This window comes from Nostoc sp. NOS(2021), from assembly GCF_017115025.1.
GTDB lineage: Bacteria > Cyanobacteriota > Cyanobacteriia > Cyanobacteriales > Nostocaceae > Nostoc.
In genome coordinates, this window is record NZ_JABXKM010000041.1 from 1 (window position 1) to 19,827 (window position 19,827).

Consider the following 19,827-nt stretch of genomic DNA (forward strand, 5'->3'; position numbering starts at 1 on the left):
GTTCAATGACTGTGGGAATGATAACTAATTATCTGGACTTGATATAACAGGATGCGGGGATGCAGAGAGTTTTAACAATTCAAAATTCAAAATTTTTGAATTGTTAAGCTTCATCTACCCAATAAAGATAATATTGTTCACTATCCACCCAGGTTTTCTGAAAATCTTTGATCGGAACAATCTTTAAGTCATTGCGGTTGATATTCAGTTTTTTATTTAAAATCAGCAAAATTTTCTTTTGCTCATCTTGATTTTTGAGTAGAGAATTAATTTGGCTTAATATCTCAGGTTGTTCGACTTCTTGACGACCTTTTTTAAATAGGGTAAAGCTTCCCATTTTTTGAAGCTCAGGATAGTAAAACTTTCGATTGAGATAACCCGACAAAGGAGCCATATTTGCATCTCGACTGGCAACAATAAACTCATTAGCTAACCCAGCTTTTTGAATATACTGAGCTGTTTCCCGACTTGCAGAAAATGGTACAACTAAATCTCTTGAAAAACTATAAATACCTCCCCCAAACTGGACATAAAGAATTAGCATCAAAGCGATATTATGCCATTTTTGAACAAATATAATTGAATTTGGACGAATAGAAAACTTGTTGAGTAGAACTGTAGACTCTTGATAATAACTTCCCAGCCATAAAGCCGCTATCAGAACTAAATAGAAATGTCCAAAATGCCGAGGCATACCTAGAAATCTCAAGTATGTAAAGGCAAATATTACACAATTACCTATAATGTAGAAAAAGAGAGTAACTGGCTTTTTAGATAATTTAATTAAGGTTAAAATTACAATGAATAGAGCAATTACCGCACAAACAATTAAATCCAGCCATCTTTTGTGTGCCGGAATAATTAATAAATAACTACCAAATATTCTACCTATGCTTCTCAACAAATGACGGATATCTAATTGCATTAGCCAACCATTATTTAACCCACCATAAAGATAACTGTCTGTCGGAGGAGTAATAATATAAATGGATAAAAGAAAAGAAAACATGATAATTACAATACTTAAAAATAAGTCGGATTTTTGGCTTTGATTAAAATACTGCTGGCGATGTTCGCTATCAAAACAAAATTCAGCTAGCAAAGTCAATGATAAAGAAAATGATACTAATAAACCATAAGCACTACTATTTGCTAATAAACCCAATAAAATTGCCAAATAAACATAAGTTATTTGTCTGGATGAAAAAACTGTACAGAATGCAAAAATGAACAACATACTAAAGGCATAATTTCGAGAAATTAAAAGATATTCATAAAAAGGAAAGAAACCAAAGGAAAACAGAAATTTTTGTTGATAATTAAAAGGGCTATATAAGCAAAAAAGAGCAACCGAAACAACTGTAATTGCCAAATGAAAAATTTGCATAATCATCGGATTATCTACTATTTTTCTCAGAATTGCCAGAGAAAAATACCAGAGAACAGGATGACCTTCATAATGAATATTTGCAATTAAATCGCCCAAAGATTCACTATCTCTGACAATCAGCCAGGGATTTAGTTCATCTCGCCACATCGAATGGTTGAGAAAACCTATTAAACCAATAACGGAAAAAATAATGATAATAAACCAAGGAGAATGAATAGGTAATATCGAAGTGTATTTGATGATTTTTTTGTTTAACATTGTTAGTTCAGAATGAAATTTATTTGGATCAAAGTTATATATATACGGTCGATCGTCCAGCCATAGAGTCATACACCCTCTGCTTCGAGAAATAGATAGATTACCACATTCTCGTATTATTGAGATAGATTCTTGAATGAGTTTGTGAAATCTGAGTGGGTTACGCAAGGGGGTAATTGCTGTAGCAGTGGGTACACTGTTAGCGATAGCGAGGTACTGGCCCGTTCAGTTCCGAATTCACGCGCTGAAGTTGCTAATTTGGCATGAATGAGGAGAGAATCTATCAGTCAAGTCCAAATAACTTTCCCAAACGTAATAGTGGATGTTACAGAATTAGTCAAAGTTTCAATTATTCTCTTGCTCGTTGCTACAGGTGTAGCTCTGCTGTCCCGGCGGTTGCGAATCCCTTATGTAACAGGTTTAGTCTTAGCAGGTTTGCCGATCACTGAGCTATTGTCTCGTCCGATTGGTTTAAATCCAACCCTTGTTTTGAATCTTTTCCTGCCAATTCTCATCTTTGAAGCTGGTATTAATACTGATGTCAGCCGCCTACGCAGCACCTTTAAACCAATTGCCCTACTAGCTGGGCCAGGGGCTGTGCTTTCCAGCGCTATTATTGCCGTCCTGTTAAAATTTGGGCTGGGGCTGAGTTGGATACCTGCCATATTTGTAGGAGTAATGCTGGCAAACACTGATACTGTTTCCATGATTGCCATCTTTAAGGAAATACCAGTGCCTCCCCGGCTTTCCACCATCGTTGAAGGAGAAACTCTATTCAACGATGCAACTGCCTTAGTTTTGTTCAACCTGATTTTGCAAGTATATTCAACAGGTTCAGTCACATTTATAGAGGGAATCGAACAACTACTATTTATCTTTCTAGGAGGCTGCGTTCTGGGGTTGGTTTTGGGCTACTTGAGCATCCCTGTATTCGCCCGTTTAGATGATGCTCTTAGCAGTCTTTTACTGACAGTTGCAGTTGCATTAGGAACTTTTCAGGCTGGGCAATTTCTCGGTGTATCAGGTGCGGTGGCTGTAGTTGTCGCTGGATTAATTTTCGGGAATTTAGGGCTTTCTGGGAATACTTCTGCTTCTAGTCGCATCACCTTGTTGAGTTTCTGGGAATATGCCAGTTTTACCGTCAACACCTTTATTTTTCTGCTGATTGGTGTAGAAATAAACTTGGTAACGCTCTGGAAAACTTTACCTGCAATTCTACTTACAGTTTTGGCTTATCAAATCGGGCGAGTTCTTACGGTCTATCCGCTACTAACAGTGGTTCGTTGGATTGACCGCCCAATTCCGCTGCGCTGGCAACATTTACTGTTTTTAGGCAACATCAAAGGTTCACTCTCAATGGCTCTGGCGTTGAGCTTACCCACTACATTACCAGGGCGAGAAGTCCTCATCGCTATAGTCTTCGGCTGTGTGCTGGTGTCGTTAGTGGGACAGGGTTTAAGTTTGCCTTGGGTGGTAAAACGCTTAAAATTATCTAAATTTTCAGAAGCTCAACAACAGGTTGAAGAATTGCAAGCCCAGTTGATGACGGGTAAGGCAGCACAAGATGAATTAGATAGTCTGTTGAAATCAGGGGTGTTACCAAAAGCCGTTTATGAAGAGATGCGTTCAGCTTATCAGGTAAGAATTGCCGGTGCAGAAAAGACACTGCGGGAACTTTATAATCGTCGCCCTGATGAGTTGGAAGGCAAAAGTGGCAACAGCAGTAAACTTGATGCCATTCGCCGGCGTTTACTGTTGGCAGAAAAAGGAGCGCTCAATGAGGCAATGCGGAAGCAAATTCTGTCAGAAGAAATTGTGCGCGGACGGATACAAACTCTTGATGAACAATTGCTGAAACTAGAAGATGATTAAGGATTTGGGCATGAGGCATAGTCCTGATGTTTCCATCAAATGTTTGTCGCGTAATTCCTGCAATCGCTGTTTAGCATTATTTTGAATCTTGAGGATACGTTTCTTATGGGATTAGCGCGATGTCTACGACGGGCTACGCCTACGCAGTTTTCCCTTAAACATAGCTCTGTGTCCACCCTCTTGCGCTAAAGTTGCAAATGAACGTGCATCTAAAGCCAGGAGGAAAGAGTTGTGAAAGCAGTCTTAATGACAGCAGCTGGCAGTCCCGAAGTTCTGCAAGTACAGGAAGTGCCAAACCCTGCTGTTCCTGTAGGTAATACTGAACTTTTAGTGCGTTTAGTGGCGGCTGGCATTAACCCCATTGACACTAAACTTCGTAGCCGAGGCACTTTCTACCCCGATCGCTTGCCGACAATTTTAGGATGTGATGGTGCCGGTATTGTCGAAGCGGTAGGGGCTGGCGTTCAGCGTTTTCGCCCAGGCGATGAGGTATATTTTTGCTATGGCGGCTTGGGCGCATACCAAGGAAATTATGCTGAATATACCGTTGTAGATGAGCGGTTTGTGGCACGTAAACCCGCGTCTATCTCCTTTGCAGAAGCAGCAGCAGCGCCTTTGGTGTTAATCACCGCCTGGGAAGCTTTATATGAACGGGGACGATTGGAACCTGGGGAACGGGTTTTGATTCATGCGGGTGCTGGTGGTGTCGGTCATGTAGCAATTCAATTGGCGAAACTCAAAGGTGCTACTGTTTCCACCACAGTCAGTTCTGAGGAAAAAGCTAATTTCGTCAAAGAACTCGGTGCAGATCATGTAATTTTTTACAAACAAACAGACTTTGTGCAAGCGGTATTAGATTGGACTGGTGGCGAAGGCGTAGACTTGGCTTTTGACACTATAGGCGGCGAAACCTTTTACAAAACCTTCCCCGCAGTGCGAGTGTATGGCGATATTGTGACGATTCTCGAACCAGATGCCAATACTGTTTGGAAAACTGCTAGAACTCGCAACCTCCGCATTGGTTTAGAATTCATGTTGGCACCAGCGTTGCTAGGATTGGAAGAGAGCCTCCAGCATCATGCAGAAATTCTCGAACAATGTGCCACCTGGATCGATGAAGACAAGTTAAAAATCCACGTTAGTCACAAGTTCCCTTTGAAAGAAGCGGCTAAAGCCCACCAATTAGTTGAAAGCGGGACTGTGGCGGGTAAAATTGTTCTGCTGATTAGCGATGAATGATCGAACAATTTGCATAATTTATTTTTTAAACGCATAAGCGCTTCGCTTTCCCGCAGCGTAGGCACGCAGAGGTTAAACGCAAAGGTACGCAGAGGGGTTTCTCTGCGCTCCTCTGCGATTTCCTTCTCTGCGAGACGCTTTGCGAATGTGTTCCTTTGCGTTTTATTAATTCTTCTCCTCTTTCTCTCCCTACCGACTTTGGCAGCACAGGCACAACCAGAGCGCACACCCTTAACTCTAGAATTATTACAAGCGAGACTACGCACACCGATACTCCGCGAAGGCAATTTGACCGTGGATTTGCAGAAGATGGTGATTGATTTACGGGCAGAGAACGCTAGCTTTCGTGATGCTTTTTACCAACTGCTGCGAAAAGAACTAGGTGCAAAACCTTTAGGTTTAGACCTCAGCTATGCCCTGATTTTAGGGGATTTTGTGGGCAGCGATTTGGGTTTAAGAACACCCTTGTACGCGCAAGCGATGTCTAGCGACAAGCTGCGAGGCGTCTACGCTCCCATTTTCACAGCTACCGAACAAGAAGAACTAGAACGTTTGCGCTTCGTTTGCTTGCAGTCACTAACGATGTCTACGACGGGCTACGCCTACGCTCTACCCAACTCCAAAGATTGTCGATCGCTTTTAGGAACACAGTCAACTCCATCGAGTGAAATCACCGTATTTCGTGGTGTGTTGACACTGGTGCAAACTCGCTTCAATGGCGAAGTTAAGTTCTCCAATACATTTTTTCTTCAGTCTGTAGATGCCCAAGGTGCAACTTTTCTCCAACCCACTAACTGGACTGAAACGAGATTCGGTCGTTCCGTTAGTTTCAACAGTGCTAACTTCCGCCAACAAAGCAATTTTCAGGGCAGTATTTTTTTTGACAAAGCTAATTTGAAACAAACCAAATTTCAGGAACTTGCTGATTTTCAAGGCAGTATCTTTGAGAAAACTGCTAACTTCAACCAAGCAACTTTTAAGCAGTTGGCTAAATTCAATAGTGTGCAGTGGCAAGAAAATGCTGATTTTTCTGATGTGCGCTTTGCCAATCAAGTACAGTTTACTAAAGCGAATTTTAATCAGTTCCTCCTTTTAACAGAAGCGACTTTTGAGCAAGCTGTGAGTTTCCGGGAAGCGGAGTTTAACCAATCGGTAAATCTGCAAGGTGCAAACATTCTTAACCAAGCAGATTTTAGTGATGCCAGGTTTGCTACAGATGTTTGTTTAAGCGTACCTGGTTTAACTTTTAACTCCAACCAAGCAAAAATTTTAGGTAATCCCGGTGAGATTGGTAAGATGTTCTGCATCCCAACATTGCAAGGTAATCAAAATATCTTGCGGAATTTGGGGCAAAATTTTCGTCAGCAACAGCAAGTTGCCGATGCTAATGAACTGGAATACACAAAACAGCGACTGCGATTAATAGAAATGAGCCGCCGTTTGGCGGCTACAAATATTAATAGTGCAACTGTTGCAAGTTTGATTAAACTGGGTTTTTCTGCAACTCAAGCCGAAGCGATCGCCCAGCGTCGTCTAATAAAACTATTTCGCAATAGCAGTAAGTTACTCACCTTAGCAGACATCGATTTAGAAAAATATACCCAATTGAGCGTAGACGCGCAGCGGCTTGTCGTTAGACATCGCTTAATTGTAGGTGAACCACTTTCTATCGGTGAATGGTTATTGCAAGCTTGGAGTTGGTTGGCATTAAGTGTATTGCTGTTGTTGAGTGGCTATGGTACGAATTTTTGGTTAGTGTTTGGCGTGGGAGGATTAGCGATCGCTTATTTCGGCTTACTATTTTGGCTAGTGGATCGCTATCGTCGGCTGCATCCCGTACCAATTATTCCCACATCTTACGAAACCATTTCGATATTAGTCAGTTTTAGCGTTTTAGAATTCTTCAGCTTACTAGCTATCTTTCGCAATGCTGAACAACCTTGGCTGACATTGGGGTGTATTTTCATAATTATTGTCCCCGTCCCAATGGCTTTATTGCTCCGACTTTACCAACAAGGTCGTTATCACGATTTAATGGACGTTTCTTACTTCACAGAAGACGGCACATTTCGCCAGTTAAGATTATTGATTGGACGTTTGCCAGTCATACCAAGGAATCAGACATTTCGGGAACGATATATGCCCTTGTTGGGCGATCGCCGTTGGAACTGGCTCAACTACTATGATTTTAGCCTCAATAACCTACTTAGATTAGGATTTAACGACATCCGCCTGCGAGACGAACACTTACCAGGTATCATCTCTGCACTTGCTTGGTATCAATGGAGTTTGGGTGTAATTTACATTACGCTAGTTTTGTGGACACTTTCCCGCACAATTCCAGGATTGAATTTGCTGATTTATCTGAAGTAGACATCTGGTGAAATTAATTTTGCGTTGCCCCAAGTCCTTGGTAGGCACAATTTATAAATTGTGCCTACCTCATTTTCAACAGATATCTTCTCTACTTACCAAAAGCATCCTTGATGTTCTCAACGGCACGTTCAACAACATTCTTTGTGTTGTCTACTGCTTTCTGTGTCCGAGCGGCATCTTCGTCTGCTCTTTCCTGAATTCGAGCCGCATCTTTCTTGGCTTTGCGCTCAACAAAACTACCATTGTCATCCGTTGCTTGGTCAACTTTATTGGCATTATTCTTGGCAGTTTGCTTAACTTTATCTGCCGTATCTTGGATGAAATTTTTGGCTCGTCCAGCATCTTCACTGGCTTTTTCTTGAACTTGATCGCCCGCGTCTTTTGATGCAATCAAGGTTGCAATAGGATCAGCCATTGCGGAAGTGTTTGAAAAAAATGCACCTTGCCAAACGAAAGCGATCGCTAACATACAAAACAGTGTTGTAGCCATCCAGCGTTTTACCGTGGAAAACTGTTTTGTCAAATAACTCAATTTCATAGAATACAATCTCTTGTGATTTAGTATACTATTTTTACTTCATTTAGCTGATTTGCGATATCGTTCCCTAGATAGAGGTTCTTGCGTCATTAGTTATTAAACGAATTCAGTATTTTGATAGATTGAATTTTGAGTTTGAGGAAAAATTTTTTCCTGGTAATCAAGGATCGAATTAAGACGAGCCAGCGCTGTGCGTATTTTCGCCCCCCGTTGAGGCGACTGGCGTGCGGTTTCTAACCGCCCTTTTAACGTTAAGTTGACACCAATGAGCATTGCTGTGCCCCTACCAATGGTCTGTATTCTATGCAATTGAGAACCGCTATAGTTAACTTGTGTTGTTAACCAACTTCTTGGAGGCGCAGCTAAACTTACCCTAAAAAAGCATCAAGCTTCAGGGAAGCTGCGAAAACTGATGACTTATGACTTTTTCAGTAACAAAAAGCTACTTTTTGACCGATGGGCACCAAGTTACGACTGGCTCTTTCCTTCAGTGTTTTATCGAGCCGTTCACAAACGGTTGCTGGAGTACGTCGATTTACCAAAGCCAGCAAATGTACTTGATATCGGCTGTGGTACTGGACGCTTACTTGAGCGCCTTGCTACTCAGTTTCCTGACCTGCAAGGCACCGGATTGGATTTATCTGCTAATATGTTGCGGGTAGCAAGACACAGCAACCGCCACCGTCCACGTTTAATTTATATCGAGGGCAAAGCTGAATCTCTTCCCTTTGCTGATGGTCAGTTTGATGCCGTTTTCAGCACTATCAGCTTCTTGCACTATTTGGAACCTAAACAGGTGGTTAGTGAAATAGCACGGGTACTTTCTCTCGGTGGACGCTTCTACTTGGTTGACATTACTTCTAAAAAAGAGACAGAACCTCAATTATTGCCAATTTCTCCCCGTGGAATTAGACTCTACAGCCCTAATCAACGTCAACTTCTTGGCTCCTCTGCTGGGCTATTGTGTTTGAATCACCACTATTTACTAGGGCCTGTCTTACTAACGATTTTTGCTAAACCTCCGTTGGATTGATGCATAACTTTCTCCCGTTAAAAAGGCTTGCTCTAATTCCCTCCTTTTTAAGGAGGGTTAGGGAGTATCAAGCCCTAACTGACCTTGATATTCCATGAACACCACAGGAACTCTGAGCAGCCTTTTAGCTAATTGCGAGAATCTAAATTTATCCTTGAGCCTAGACAAGCCTTTTGTCTTGGGAAATTGTGGCAAGTCTTCAAAAGATATTGGCACAAAGTCAAAGCGACTGTAAAACTGCGCCAGTTGCTGACCTAAACATTCAAGATAAAGTGGTTGTGTTGCTGTATTAATCAAATGCTGCGTCAGCAAAGTACCCAAACCGCCACCTCTCCAAGCTGATGCAACGACCAAACTACCAAGTTCTTGTGCGCCTGAGAAATTACGTAGCTGTCCACAAGCGACCAGATTGCGTAGGCTTTGCCCGCCGTAGGCATCGCATTCAATTACCCAAAATTGCTGCCAATTTAATTGGGTTGGGTCAAGTTTCGCTGAGAATACCAGCAATCGAATCGACCACTGATCCCCAGAGGTTGCCTTGCGAAGGACACACCCAGATGGTAACGATAGATTGCTCTGGTTCATTAATTATACTTTGATAGTTTATCTCACAATCATCACACCATATTATCCACTGAGATGATTTGCCATTTACTGTCAACTATCAATAAAGTAATTTCAAAAGCATCTTGGACATCAAACCCATTCCAAGTTATCCCTTAACGACAGCAAGCGTTCTCAGGTTAACAAATCCTATATTTATGGATTTTTGTCAGCATACATGAGTAGTACTAAACAATACTTCCGATAGAGGGGCGAATCAGCCATAACTATATTCTGGATAGATGTACTCAAACCCCAAATTTTATTAAGATAATGCCAACAATATAATGATTAGGAATGTAGTCATGGCTGAAGAACAAAAACCAAAATCTGATAATCAAGAAACTACGCCCAGTTCTTCTGGTGGTTACCAAACCACCGTTGACGAAAGTACCCGCAAAACTGGCGATGCTGAAAAGAGTGATGGTAAACCCAGTGCTACACCAGAAGCACCAGAAAATGATTCTGTAGCAGGTAGCCCCAATCAGGGAACTGAGTCACGTTAATTGGTTTGAACTTTCCCAAGTTTCAATAATCTAATTGAGTTTTTTCTAGTAACCCGGATTTAGTAAACCTTGAGTGGATAGTTGTGATATAAATTACAACTATCCACTTATTTGTGTTGTGTGAGAATCGTTTTTGGGGAGGGTGTCGTAAGTGCGTAGGCGCGTCCCACCGTAGGCATCGCTTTCGTATTATGGCGTTATTTAGTGCCATCTTATAGCGCCGGATCTTTTATTTTACTCCATACTGAAGAAATGATTTTTCTTGCACCTAGTTATGGATTTTATATTAATATTTCTAAGTATAATATCTGGGGTTTGTCAGCACAGCCTTCAAGAGAAATCACCTATCCCTAAAAATCATCTGCTCGACTTCACGATTCTTAATCATGCCAGCTTCCTTCTGTGGCTGACAGAAGTCCCACAATCCAATAGGCTGATCATTAAAGCGGTGATTTTTCACAAAGCTCATCTGCTCAAAAAGCTCGGCTTTGTTGTCCAGCATTTTTTGATGACCATGTGCAACATGTTGCTTATCCTCGATCATCACTTAGTCGTTAATAACTACCTAAACAGAAAATGCCCCTTAAAATCGTTCAGAACTTTGATAGCAGTTTCACTCTTGAAGCACAAGCTCAAGAAACTCTATTCAACTTATTGACAAGCGTTGCTTTTTTAAACCAAATTTCTCAACAGTTGCGGTGTGAGCAAGTTAAATTTACAGAATTACTTTTCCAACCAGTTCCTTACAGCTTAACTACCACGAAAGGAATGCCAGCAGAATTTGAAAAGTATCATGAATCTGATGAATATGCCATCATCAACGTCCCACCCAATTTCATGTTTAGTGCTAAAATTTTTAAACCCAGTCGCCTTTGTGCAATTTACCAAAAATTGGGTAATGGGTAATTATCAAGATAATTTTTTCCTAATTAGCAATTCTCAATTCTGAAGGCAAATAGTAAGTTTGATATTTGATGTATGGCTCTTGAAACGAATCTTTCTTCTTTGGCAACCCTAGAATACATTCCTTACATTGACGATCGCGGTCAATTACCCGAACAATTTCAGAGTAAAATCGGGGTATATGCTATTTTTGATCAAGAAAAAGTACTCCAATTTGTCGGATACTCCCGTGATGTTTACCTCAGCCTCAAGCAGCATTTAGTTCGTCAGCCACAGCAATGCTATTGGGTCAAAGTTCAAACTATTGAACGCCCTAGTCGCACAATTTTAGAAAATACTGAAAATGCTTGGATTGCGGAAAATGGCAGTGTGCCTTGGGGCAATGGGGATAATAAGGAAAAATGGACTCATCCCATTGATGTCAAAGTCGTAATGACACCTGAAGAACAGGCAAAATATCAAAATCCAGCTAATGATGAATTAGCACAAATAAAAATTATTAAAAATGTGGCACGGAGAGTAGAAGCAGAAATTTCAACGCAACTGCTAGAAGGGCGTGGTTTGCAAATGCAAATTCGCTTCAATCCTAAATTGAAAGAAGAAGGTTTACTAGATTTGAAATGAAGGTAGTTTTGGGGAAAACTATCTTTATGAATATCGTTTGTAATCTCCCATGACAATACAGCTGCTGAACGATCGCTATCAAGTTATCCGCACACTGGGCGCTGGTGGGTTTGGTGAAACCTATCTAGCAGAAGATACCTATATGCCCTCAAAGCGTAGTTGTGTGGTTAAACAACTAAGACCGATTCACAACAATCCCCAAATTTACCAGTTAGTGCAAGAGAGGTTTCAACGCGAAGCAGCTATTTTAGAAGAACTCGGTGGCGCAAATGACCAAATTCCGGCATTGTATGCCTACTTTTCATCAGGCGGACAATTTTACTTAGTTCAGGAGTGGATTGAAGGCGATACCCTCACGGGAAAAGTCCAGAAGCAGGGGCTATTTAGTGAAGCGGCTGTCCAGGAATTATTCATGAATTTATTACCAGTCCTGGATTACGTTCACTCTAAGCATATCGTTCACCGCGATATTAAACCGGATAACATTATTGTGCGTCAACGCGATGGTAAACCAGTGCTAATTGATTTTGGCGCTGTACGGGAATCAATGGGAACAGTAGTAAATTCTCAAGGCAATCCTACCAGTTCGATTGTGATTGGTACACCTGGCTATATGCCGAGTGAACAAGCCGCAGGTAGACCAGTTTTTTCTAGTGATTTATACAGTTTAGGGATGACGGTAATTTATTTACTGACTGGTAGACAAGGACAACAACTAGAAACGGATTCCCAGACGGGTGAAATTGTCTGGCGACAGTATGCCAGTCATGTTAGCCCAATTATGGCAAGAGTAATTGATCAGGCGATCGCTTATCATCCGCGCGATCGCTACCCCACAGCCAGAGCAATGCTGGATACTTTGCAGAGCATAGCAAATCCAATTCCACCGACCGTAGTCTCTGCACCCCCACCTCAAACCGTACCTGTCAAGCCACAGCCTACTCCTCAAAGTAATCGACCAAATGGTATTCTCATCGGCAGTTTGATTGCAGGTGGGTTAATCGGTGCATCTGTGATTATTAGCCAAGTCTTACCAAAATCTTCTCAACCTACAGCAGACAAAACGGTATTACCTTCAGAAACACCGTCAACTGTCACCAGCCCGGTGATAGAAACTCCCAAATTTACACCAACGATCCCATCTGTTCCTACTCAATCTCCATCTACCCCAACTACATCAATACCGCCAGTTAATACCACGGCTGTCAACAATTATTTTTGGCTTTCCCAAAGACTGGTAACTGATACAGATTTGGATAGGAAAGACGGTTTTGAGCTAGATATTATGCGAAATTCGATTTTTGCCCGTCACGGTCGCCGTTTTGATACTCCTGAATTACAAGATTACTTTAATAAGCAACCTTGGTATCGTCCTATATATTCGCCAAAAGCATTTCCACCTAAATTGCTGTCAAAATTAGAGCAACAGAATGTAGATTATATCAGCAAATATCAAGATCGTTATGGCTTGATATATTTTAAGAAATAAGTTTCTCATAATTAGGTAGAGCAGGTCTTGCCTTCTCAGACAAATATCCTATAGAAAACAACCATAGCTAATTCACCCCGGAAAGTTACGACAAACAAGGGGGAAGGCAGTGTGTAGCGGTAAGTCCAGCGCTCTAAATGAGAGGTCAGAGCCGCTTATTAGATAATATCTAGGTTAAGTTGTGTAGTATATCAGACAACTTTATGGATATTCAATACCCTAAAATCGAGAGATATTAGGGGCTAATCCTAGCTAAATGTATATGGGGTGGGAACAAAACTGCCAGAAATTACATCTCTAGATACTAGGCAGTTTCAAAACCAGGCATTTATATCTAATATATAAGATTGCTATCTTAAAGATTAGAAATCCATAAGTTAAAGAAATGCCATTTTTATATTTTCTTTGTTATTTTGTATTTAACGGGACAGTTATTGATGATTTGGTGGGTTTAAATAACAATTAGTTAAACCATTTCTCCCCCCAAAGATGCATGTAAATTCTTTGCATTATGCTTACTTTGCTTCTTAATTTACAAGCACAATGCAAATTGGCCAGACAGATTACATGGTAATATTGCTAATCGGCAAATAGTTCATCTACACAAGGAAAACCTTGACTAAAACTATGCTTAAAACCAAGAATCAGCGTATTTTTCTGCCTGCTTTTATTAATCCTTTAGAAGAAAGGAATCAAACAGGTAGTAAAAAGCAATTTGCTCAACCTAAACTAGATTTATTGCAACCATTACGTCAACGGCTCGACAAAATTGAGATTCAGAATCGGAAATTAGCTAAAATTATTGCTAAACTGATCCCCGCTCAGTGTCCATTCGAGCGTGATCTCATGCTTTTTGGTCGCAAAATAGGCCACATTCCGCCAATGTGCAAACTCAATCCGCTTTATAACGAACTTGTCTACTTGCGTTTTCGCGCTTTGTGTTATCTAGTAGATCAGTGTGGAGAGGATATTCAATCCTACTGCTGAACATAACTAGATAAAATACAATATGGAAATTAAAATTGAGCATCAACCCAGAAAAGAACGTCTCAATGAATTGGGTGTCTCTAAATGGGAAATTTGGAAAAAGGAAGTCTCAAAATTCCCTTGGACTTATGATTCTCAAGAAACCTGCTACTTTTTGGAAGGTGATGTCGTTGTTACTCCTGATGGTGGACAGCCAGTGCAAATGGGTAAAGGCGATTTGGTGATTTTTCCCGCTGGTATGTCCTGTATATGGGAAATTACAAGCGACGTAAAGAAGCATTATTACTTTGATTAGTCAATAACAAAAGTGATGGCAGAAATAGATCCCCGACAACTTTTACGAAGTCGGGGATCTTGTGCGATCGCGGCCACTTCAAATCCAGAGAGTTCATAATCGTATTAGTGGGAGTTTAATTACAAAAAATCCTGTTTAGTAGAAAAAGGTTTCGTCCCACCGCAATTTTATTGAGGAAAATAGTAAAAAATGTTACTGCATTTAAGTACTTGGCAAGAAGTCGAAGCTTATTTACAGCAGTCAAAGGGGATTATTTTCCCTATTGGTTCCACAGAACAACATGGGCCAACGGGGTTAATTGGTACTGATGCCATTTGTGCAGAAGCGATCGCAGCTGGTGTAGGTGATGCAACTCAAGCGATCGTTGGCCCTACAATCAATGTGGGGATGGCACTGCATCATACTTCCTTTCCTGGCACAATCAGTCTGCGTCCCAGCACTTTAATTCAAGTAGTGCGAGATTATGTAACTTGTTTAGCTAAAGCTGGTTTTAGCAAGTTCTACTTTATTAACGGACACGGTGGGAACATCGCCACCCTGAAAGCGGCTTTCTCAGAAACTTACGCTCATTTAGAAGATTTGCAGATTCCCAATGCTCAACAGGTGCAATGTCAAGTGGCAAACTGGTTTATGTGCGGTTCTGTATATAAGCTAGCTAAAGAATTATATGGGGATCAAGAAGGTTCTCATGCAACCCCAAGTGAAGTAGCCCTCACGCAGTACGTTTATCCAGAGGCGATTAAGCAAGCGCCCCTTTCACCAGAAGTTGCAAGCGGACATAGGATTTATAGCGCCGCTGACTTTCGAGTGCGTTATCCAGATGGACGTATGGGATCAAATCCGGGTTTAGCAACGCCTGAACACGGTAAGCAATTTTATGATTTGGCTGTGAAAGAACTTAGCAATGGGTATTTGGAATTTGTGAACGCTGAATAAAACCATGCAAATACATTGTAGAGATGCGAGTAAAATTGCGTCTCTGCATAAAATATCTTGAGAATATCGCCCTACTTAATCATTAGTGAACAACGAGATCCCCGACTTTTCTAAGAAGTCGGGGATCTGAGTATTATGATTTTCACAAATCATATCATGTCCGCATAATTAGTTATGATTCTCACAGTCATTGCACCCCACACGCCAGATGCCGGATGTTGAAGTTCTGAGGTGCAACTTTCGAGTTCTGAGGTTGAAAGCTTAAATCTCCAAACTGCTAATGCTCAATGCTCCTTTTGCTGGAACTGGCTCAATAACCAAGCTCCAACTTGAGATTGATTCATTTCACGGGTATGACGTAAAGCTTCCTCTAAAATAGACATTGCCAAACCGGGAAATACCTGTGATTCTTGAATACGTTTACTACCCTGATCTGCGATCGCATAAGCAATAATTTGGACATTTTGGACATCTACTACCCAGTATTCAGCAATACCCAACTCTTCATAGAGCGAAAACTAACTGGCGGCATTTCTAGCCTCATGTGACCCTTATAGTAGTAACTCTTTGCCTTCTGATTGAGCAAATTAGCGATCGCTTGCTTATACTCTTGCCAAGAAGCACAAATCCATGTATCTGTCGGTAACTGGGTCTGAGTTTCACTCATTGTCTAACCCTTCTGCGTTTCTGTTTCTGATAAAGTTTTCTGCCTCTATTGTGTCCTGAGTTCCTTCTTCCTCTTCAAGTATTGGTGCGCTACCTAAGATGCGTTGTCTATCTGCCGGATTAATAATGCCGTAAAGGTCAAGTACTTTCTCATCAATTTCTGCATCAATTTGCGCTACTTCATCTAGTAAAGTTTGAATCTCAGCTTTCTTTTGTTCTTCTCTCACAAAAAAGAAACTGCGATCGCTAACTTCTGCCGGAATTTGCGCTGTGTTCTTAATTTGATCCCAATTCTTGCCTTGCCAAAGAGAACTTTTTAAATAACCTAGAAGAAATCTTCTCACATCCTCATCAAGGACTTCAAACCAGAGTCTATTATGACGCAAAACTACTGTATTGGCATATTTGGGTGGAATGTAAACGTTACTGCTAATGCTTTCGTGAAGATTACAGCTTTCCGGTATACTAAAAAGTCCTGCGGCTTTGGCATCAAATAAACTCAAGGTTGAAAAGTTGGGATTGGCTTGTTGAATTTCAGCTAGCAGGTGATTATATGGAACTTCAATAAATGTACTTCCATCCCGTTTGCGTTTGATAGTGTATCCCTGCTCTCTTAGTTGGCTAAGTGTTGCGTTTTTTGCCAGAATTTGGTTTACCAATTCCACAAATTCGGCTTGTGTTTCAGCATCAGCAGGGTAAATTGGTAGTTGGCGAAAATATGACGGATTAATATTGACATTTTCAAATCTTCTACTGTACCAGTAATTTAATACTGATGAGTTGAATAATGCCAGGATATATTTTAAATTATATAATTTAGTCTCATCTGAAATGATGTTGTTAAAATTGTGACGGTTATAGAATTTTTTATCATCATATGTTGCTACAAGTCTGCGTTTTAACGCGCGATTACGCATAGATTGAACAAGGAGTTTAGGTGATTCATAAAATCTTGGTTCGTAAGCTCTGTAAAGCCAATCACCATAATTTAAATGTGGTCTATATTTTCCCCAACGCAACTCATACCGACCCACAAATCCAGTGCTATCAATTAATGGCTTCCAATATTGTTCATTAGGAGCAAGTTCTCTCTGAGGTTTGATATAGATACCCGAATGACCTTGTTCACGAGAATGGTAAGGCTCAACTCCTCTGTTGATCAACGTAATATCATCTAGTCTTATAACTTTTTGAGTATCTCCATGATTATTAATAATCTGGCAAGCTGTTTCTATTTTTTGTACTAAAGTATCATAGCGAATATTAATTTCATATCTTGGATGATTCATCCATTGAGCTTGGTTTTGTTCTAGAATTTCAGTCCAAGACCTTGTTGTAAGCTTATCTAAACTATCTCGTATATTTAATAGATTAATTTTAACTTGTTGTGATTTACGATGTTCTTCTTCAGATTCTTCCCTCAAGAATATTAATACACAGTCTACGTTAGCATCTGACCAAATACCTTGAGGTAAATCGACAATCTGATCAATTTTTGCTGCTCTCATTAGCTCTCTGCGTAGAGCAACAGTATTTATTCCCATTAAATATGTATTGGGGGTAATAAAACCGAGCTTACCATTAGTTGCTAACAATTCAATTGCTAATTTCAGGAAGAATGTATACGTATCAGGTCTGCCATAAAATACATCTGCATAATCTGAGCGCAGAATGTCTTTATAAGCATCACTGATTTTTGCTCCATAGGGTGGATTCGCCACGACAAAAGCAAAACCATTCGCATAAGGTGTATTGGGCGCACGACTTTTAATTTGCTCCACCTGATCGCTTTCTTCAGCAATCAGCGTGTTAAATAGTGCATAGCGATATGTTCCAGTGGGACGCGCTAGGGCATCCACGTTATAAATGTGAAATCGCTGGATTGGTTGTTGCTGTCCTTTTTCATAGGCAAGTTTCACCAAATCTAACACTTGAATTAATAAGTTTACCTCTGCCAAATAACAAGCAAAGGGATTTAAATCAAATCCATATAAATTATTCTGTACCCGTTGCAAAACCGCCGCCGGATCTTCTATTTGTTGAACATTACCTTTATATGCTGAAACTAAACGTTTAGCAGCAGCTACTAAAAACGAACCACTACCACACGCCGGGTCAATCAAGCGTTTATTAGCGCCGATAATTGCTGTCCCGGCTGTATATCCGACTTCATCGAGAATGTAATTAACAATTTCTGGGGGTGTGTAATACTGTCCTTTTTCCCGTTTCTCTTTACGGTTAACATAAGTGTTGTAGACAGTGCCGACAATATCTGAATCAACTCCAGCAAAGTTAAAACGGCTGAGTCGATGTAATGTCATAATTAATTGCTGCTTGTCTAGCTGATACCAATTAAACAACTCACGCCCTGTAAAGAAATGGGCATAAATATTCTGAGCATTGCGATAGGCCATATCCAGCAATGGACTATAGGGGTTTCCAGTAGCAAACACCCAATATCGTTGAATATCTTCTTGCCAATGCTTGATTCCACCATCCGATACAAACCTATGGGGGAAAATTCCCTTATCTTCACAAACCCGAATTAACAGCAAGCGAATAAACACTACATAAGCCGCTTGCAAAGCAAACTCGTTTTGGCACTGGGTTTCATCCAAACCACCTAACATTGTCTCTTGCACCAATGCCAACCAAACTGTGTAATTATCATGCACTGCAATATCCACTTGATATTCTTGTCGCAGTGTTGCTTGTCGCCGATGCCAACCAAAGACTTGATTGCCGTACTTTTCTAAAGCATCATACAGCGATGGATCAACATCTGATATTTTGGCACGGGGTTTAGAATATTGAGGTCGTTCAGCGTGCTTTCGGGCTAATGCCTGATTCAGGATATTTAATACCTCAGCTAACATAACTTTGGGGCTGACAAAGGCTCTAGCATCTTGCTCCGCTCTAGTTAAAATGCTGGTAATGTTTCCACTTTCTTGAGGTTCTAAATCTAGTATTCCGCTAATGCGGCTCAGTACAGAAAATACCTGTTGTCTTAGTCGTTCTAACTCTTGATTAGCTCTATCTTGTGCAGTATCTAATAAACGATTGGCACGTTCCAGGTATTGGTTATACCGAGTAAAATGAGCCTCTAGCATTCGTCGAGCATCTTGCTGTAACTCCAGCACCAGCGATTGCAACGCCTCAACTAAAACTGTCTCACCGTTTCCACCATTCCCTAAAAGTAAAGCTTGCTTTTGCCATTGCTCCAAATCAATTGCAATTTCTTCTTCCAGCCGCTTTAAATTGGTGAAAGACTCTTTGCCGCAAAGATCGTATAAATCTCTTAAAGCAGTTTTAGTGACATCAGAAAGGGCTGACGCTCCTCCATTATTCCACTGTGCGATCGCGGCTGGAATATCCAAGTCAATAATTTGTCTAGGATTGTGGGGATCATCAAACCGCCAAACTGTAAACTGTCTACCATTCGTCAACCAACCCAGACGTAAAGCCACCGCACGGATATATCTTGCTAATTGGGAAAGATGACTATCTGGATCATTGAGATCAAATGTTAAATCTGTGGCTGTATTCTTGTCCTCCACTATAAAGCAAGTTCCATACACCGCATCTTCAGGCGCAAAATCAGGACGATTACTTTTGTCTTGGCGGTTGTATGCCTGTTCTCCATCTGCAAAACCAAGAATTTTTAACAGTGGACTAACGATCGCATTATCAACCACTGATGCTTCATCACCGTTACGCTGACTTGTTGAACGATTCAAATATGTTAGAAAATCAGCTTTACGAAAACTTCTCTGGGTAAATATCCCAAAGAAAGCAGTAACAAAATCATCGAGCTTGGTTGATTGAATCATATTCAGCCCTTCACAATCCGGCTGTTATTTTACCTGACTATTTGAGTAATTGACTTTAAACACTCAACAATTTAACCACAGAACTCGGAACTTTGACCTTTTTACTCGAACATTGAGCCTCTGAACTCGGAACTTCGACCTTTTTGCTCGAACATTGAGCTTCTGAACTCGGAATGTCGTGCTTTTAACTCCAACATCCAAGTTCTGAGCTTCAACGTTGCACCTTTTATAGCAATCGCCAAGGTGGTTAGGACAAACAGTATAATCTATGAGTAAAGTAAT

18 protein-coding genes are annotated in these 19,827 nt (G+C 40.7%); 11 read left to right on the forward strand and 7 right to left on the reverse strand.

All coding sequences use genetic code 11. The annotated features are described in order from the left end of the window. Positions 1–103: 103 nt before the first annotated feature. Positions 104–1,720: a hypothetical protein gene (locus tag HWQ41_RS04800; RefSeq protein WP_292760323.1), complete on the reverse strand. Its 1,617-nt coding sequence runs from the start codon at positions 1,718–1,720 to the stop codon at positions 104–106. Between the two features lie 246 nt (positions 1,721–1,966). On the opposite strand from HWQ41_RS04800, the gene HWQ41_RS04805 reads away from it, so the two are divergent. The 3 genes from HWQ41_RS04805 to HWQ41_RS04815 all read left to right on the forward strand — a co-directional run bounded on the left by HWQ41_RS04805 (position 1,967) and on the right by HWQ41_RS04815 (position 7,132). Beyond that, positions 1,967–3,520: a cation:proton antiporter gene (locus HWQ41_RS04805; protein WP_292760324.1), complete on the forward strand. Its 1,554-nt coding sequence runs from the start codon at positions 1,967–1,969 to the stop codon at positions 3,518–3,520. Between the two features lie 231 nt (positions 3,521–3,751). Continuing rightward, positions 3,752–4,759 (forward strand): zinc-dependent alcohol dehydrogenase family protein, encoded by a 1,008-nt coding sequence (locus HWQ41_RS04810; protein ID WP_292760325.1) that lies wholly within the window; start codon positions 3,752–3,754, stop codon positions 4,757–4,759. A gap of 147 nt (positions 4,760–4,906) precedes the next feature. Further along, positions 4,907–7,132: a pentapeptide repeat-containing protein gene (locus tag HWQ41_RS04815; RefSeq protein ID WP_292760326.1), complete on the forward strand. Its 2,226-nt coding sequence runs from the start codon at positions 4,907–4,909 to the stop codon at positions 7,130–7,132. Positions 7,133–7,223: 91 nt separating this feature from the next. Here the strand turns inward: HWQ41_RS04815 and HWQ41_RS04820 are convergent, their stop codons facing one another. Continuing rightward, entirely contained in the window at positions 7,224–7,673 is a 450-nt protein-coding gene (locus tag HWQ41_RS04820; RefSeq protein ID WP_292760328.1) for a hypothetical protein, read from the reverse strand. 412 nt (positions 7,674–8,085) lie between these two features. Between HWQ41_RS04820 and HWQ41_RS04825 the strand changes: the two genes are divergently transcribed. After that, on the forward strand, positions 8,086–8,706 hold the full coding sequence (locus HWQ41_RS04825) for a class I SAM-dependent methyltransferase (protein WP_292760330.1): 621 nt from the start codon (positions 8,086–8,088) through the stop codon (positions 8,704–8,706). A gap of 57 nt (positions 8,707–8,763) precedes the next feature. Here the strand turns inward: HWQ41_RS04825 and HWQ41_RS04830 are convergent, their stop codons facing one another. Next, a complete protein-coding gene (locus HWQ41_RS04830; RefSeq protein WP_292760331.1) occupies positions 8,764–9,291 on the reverse strand; it encodes a GNAT family N-acetyltransferase in 528 nt (175 codons plus the stop codon). A 323-nt stretch (positions 9,292–9,614) separates the two neighbouring features. On the opposite strand from HWQ41_RS04830, the gene HWQ41_RS04835 reads away from it, so the two are divergent. Continuing rightward, entirely contained in the window at positions 9,615–9,815 is a 201-nt protein-coding gene (locus HWQ41_RS04835; RefSeq protein ID WP_292760349.1) for a hypothetical protein, read from the forward strand. Positions 9,816–10,155: 340 nt separating this feature from the next. On the opposite strand, the gene HWQ41_RS04840 is transcribed toward HWQ41_RS04835, so the two are convergent. After that, positions 10,156–10,359, reverse strand: coding sequence for a hypothetical protein (locus tag HWQ41_RS04840; protein ID WP_292760332.1), 204 nt, complete (start codon positions 10,357–10,359; stop codon positions 10,156–10,158). A gap of 32 nt (positions 10,360–10,391) precedes the next feature. On the opposite strand from HWQ41_RS04840, the gene HWQ41_RS04845 reads away from it, so the two are divergent. The 6 genes from HWQ41_RS04845 to HWQ41_RS04870 all read left to right on the forward strand — a co-directional run bounded on the left by HWQ41_RS04845 (position 10,392) and on the right by HWQ41_RS04870 (position 15,049). After that, positions 10,392–10,721, forward strand: coding sequence for a hypothetical protein (locus HWQ41_RS04845; protein ID WP_292760334.1), 330 nt, complete (start codon positions 10,392–10,394; stop codon positions 10,719–10,721). A 72-nt stretch (positions 10,722–10,793) separates the two neighbouring features. Beyond that, positions 10,794–11,342: a GIY-YIG nuclease family protein gene (locus HWQ41_RS04850; RefSeq protein WP_292760336.1), complete on the forward strand. Its 549-nt coding sequence runs from the start codon at positions 10,794–10,796 to the stop codon at positions 11,340–11,342. A 49-nt stretch (positions 11,343–11,391) separates the two neighbouring features. Beyond that, positions 11,392–12,831, forward strand: a complete 1,440-nt coding sequence (locus HWQ41_RS04855) for a YARHG domain-containing protein (RefSeq protein ID WP_292760337.1) — start codon at positions 11,392–11,394, stop codon at positions 12,829–12,831. A gap of 627 nt (positions 12,832–13,458) precedes the next feature. After that, positions 13,459–13,818: a Mo-dependent nitrogenase C-terminal domain-containing protein gene (locus HWQ41_RS04860; RefSeq protein ID WP_292760339.1), complete on the forward strand. Its 360-nt coding sequence runs from the start codon at positions 13,459–13,461 to the stop codon at positions 13,816–13,818. A 22-nt stretch (positions 13,819–13,840) separates the two neighbouring features. Continuing rightward, complete coding sequence (locus HWQ41_RS04865; RefSeq protein ID WP_292760341.1) at positions 13,841–14,113, forward strand: cupin domain-containing protein; 273 nt, start codon at positions 13,841–13,843, stop codon at positions 14,111–14,113. A 189-nt stretch (positions 14,114–14,302) separates the two neighbouring features. Then, positions 14,303–15,049 (forward strand): creatininase family protein, encoded by a 747-nt coding sequence (locus HWQ41_RS04870; protein WP_292760343.1) that lies wholly within the window; start codon positions 14,303–14,305, stop codon positions 15,047–15,049. Positions 15,050–15,333: 284 nt separating this feature from the next. Here the strand turns inward: HWQ41_RS04870 and HWQ41_RS04875 are convergent, their stop codons facing one another. The 3 genes from HWQ41_RS04875 to HWQ41_RS04885 are packed head-to-tail and all read right to left on the reverse strand — an operon-like array spanning position 15,334 to position 19,545. Beyond that, positions 15,334–15,549, reverse strand: coding sequence for a Uma2 family endonuclease (locus tag HWQ41_RS04875; RefSeq protein ID WP_292760344.1), 216 nt, complete (start codon positions 15,547–15,549; stop codon positions 15,334–15,336). Next, positions 15,525–15,716 (reverse strand): hypothetical protein, encoded by a 192-nt coding sequence (locus HWQ41_RS04880; RefSeq protein WP_292760345.1) that lies wholly within the window; start codon positions 15,714–15,716, stop codon positions 15,525–15,527. The genes HWQ41_RS04875 and HWQ41_RS04880 overlap by 25 nt, the downstream gene beginning before the upstream one ends. Further along, positions 15,709–19,545, reverse strand: coding sequence for an N-6 DNA methylase (locus HWQ41_RS04885; protein WP_292760347.1), 3,837 nt, complete (start codon positions 19,543–19,545; stop codon positions 15,709–15,711). Before HWQ41_RS04885 ends, HWQ41_RS04880 begins: the two co-directional genes overlap by 8 nt. Between the last annotated feature and the right edge of the window lie 282 nt (positions 19,546–19,827).

Bases quoted from the DNA above. Each gene is read 5' to 3' on its own strand.
- HWQ41_RS04800 (WP_292760323.1), bottom strand. From the start codon at position 1,720: ATGACTCTATGGCTGGACGATCGACCGTATATATATAACTTTGATCCA.
- HWQ41_RS04820 (WP_292760328.1), bottom strand. From the start codon at position 7,673: ATGAAATTGAGTTATTTGACAAAACAGTTTTCCACGGTAAAACGCTGG.
- HWQ41_RS04825 (WP_292760330.1), top strand. From the start codon at position 8,086: ATGACTTATGACTTTTTCAGTAACAAAAAGCTACTTTTTGACCGATGG.
- HWQ41_RS04830 (WP_292760331.1), bottom strand. From the start codon at position 9,291: ATGAACCAGAGCAATCTATCGTTACCATCTGGGTGTGTCCTTCGCAAG.
- HWQ41_RS04835 (WP_292760349.1), top strand. From the start codon at position 9,615: ATGGCTGAAGAACAAAAACCAAAATCTGATAATCAAGAAACTACGCCC.
- HWQ41_RS04840 (WP_292760332.1), bottom strand. From the start codon at position 10,359: ATGATCGAGGATAAGCAACATGTTGCACATGGTCATCAAAAAATGCTG.
- HWQ41_RS04845 (WP_292760334.1), top strand. From the start codon at position 10,392: ATGCCCCTTAAAATCGTTCAGAACTTTGATAGCAGTTTCACTCTTGAA.
- HWQ41_RS04850 (WP_292760336.1), top strand. From the start codon at position 10,794: ATGGCTCTTGAAACGAATCTTTCTTCTTTGGCAACCCTAGAATACATT.
- HWQ41_RS04855 (WP_292760337.1), top strand. From the start codon at position 11,392: ATGACAATACAGCTGCTGAACGATCGCTATCAAGTTATCCGCACACTG.
- HWQ41_RS04860 (WP_292760339.1), top strand. From the start codon at position 13,459: ATGCTTAAAACCAAGAATCAGCGTATTTTTCTGCCTGCTTTTATTAAT.
- HWQ41_RS04865 (WP_292760341.1), top strand. From the start codon at position 13,841: ATGGAAATTAAAATTGAGCATCAACCCAGAAAAGAACGTCTCAATGAA.
- HWQ41_RS04870 (WP_292760343.1), top strand. From the start codon at position 14,303: ATGTTACTGCATTTAAGTACTTGGCAAGAAGTCGAAGCTTATTTACAG.
- HWQ41_RS04880 (WP_292760345.1), bottom strand. From the start codon at position 15,716: ATGAGTGAAACTCAGACCCAGTTACCGACAGATACATGGATTTGTGCT.
- HWQ41_RS04885 (WP_292760347.1), bottom strand. From the start codon at position 19,545: ATGATTCAATCAACCAAGCTCGATGATTTTGTTACTGCTTTCTTTGGG.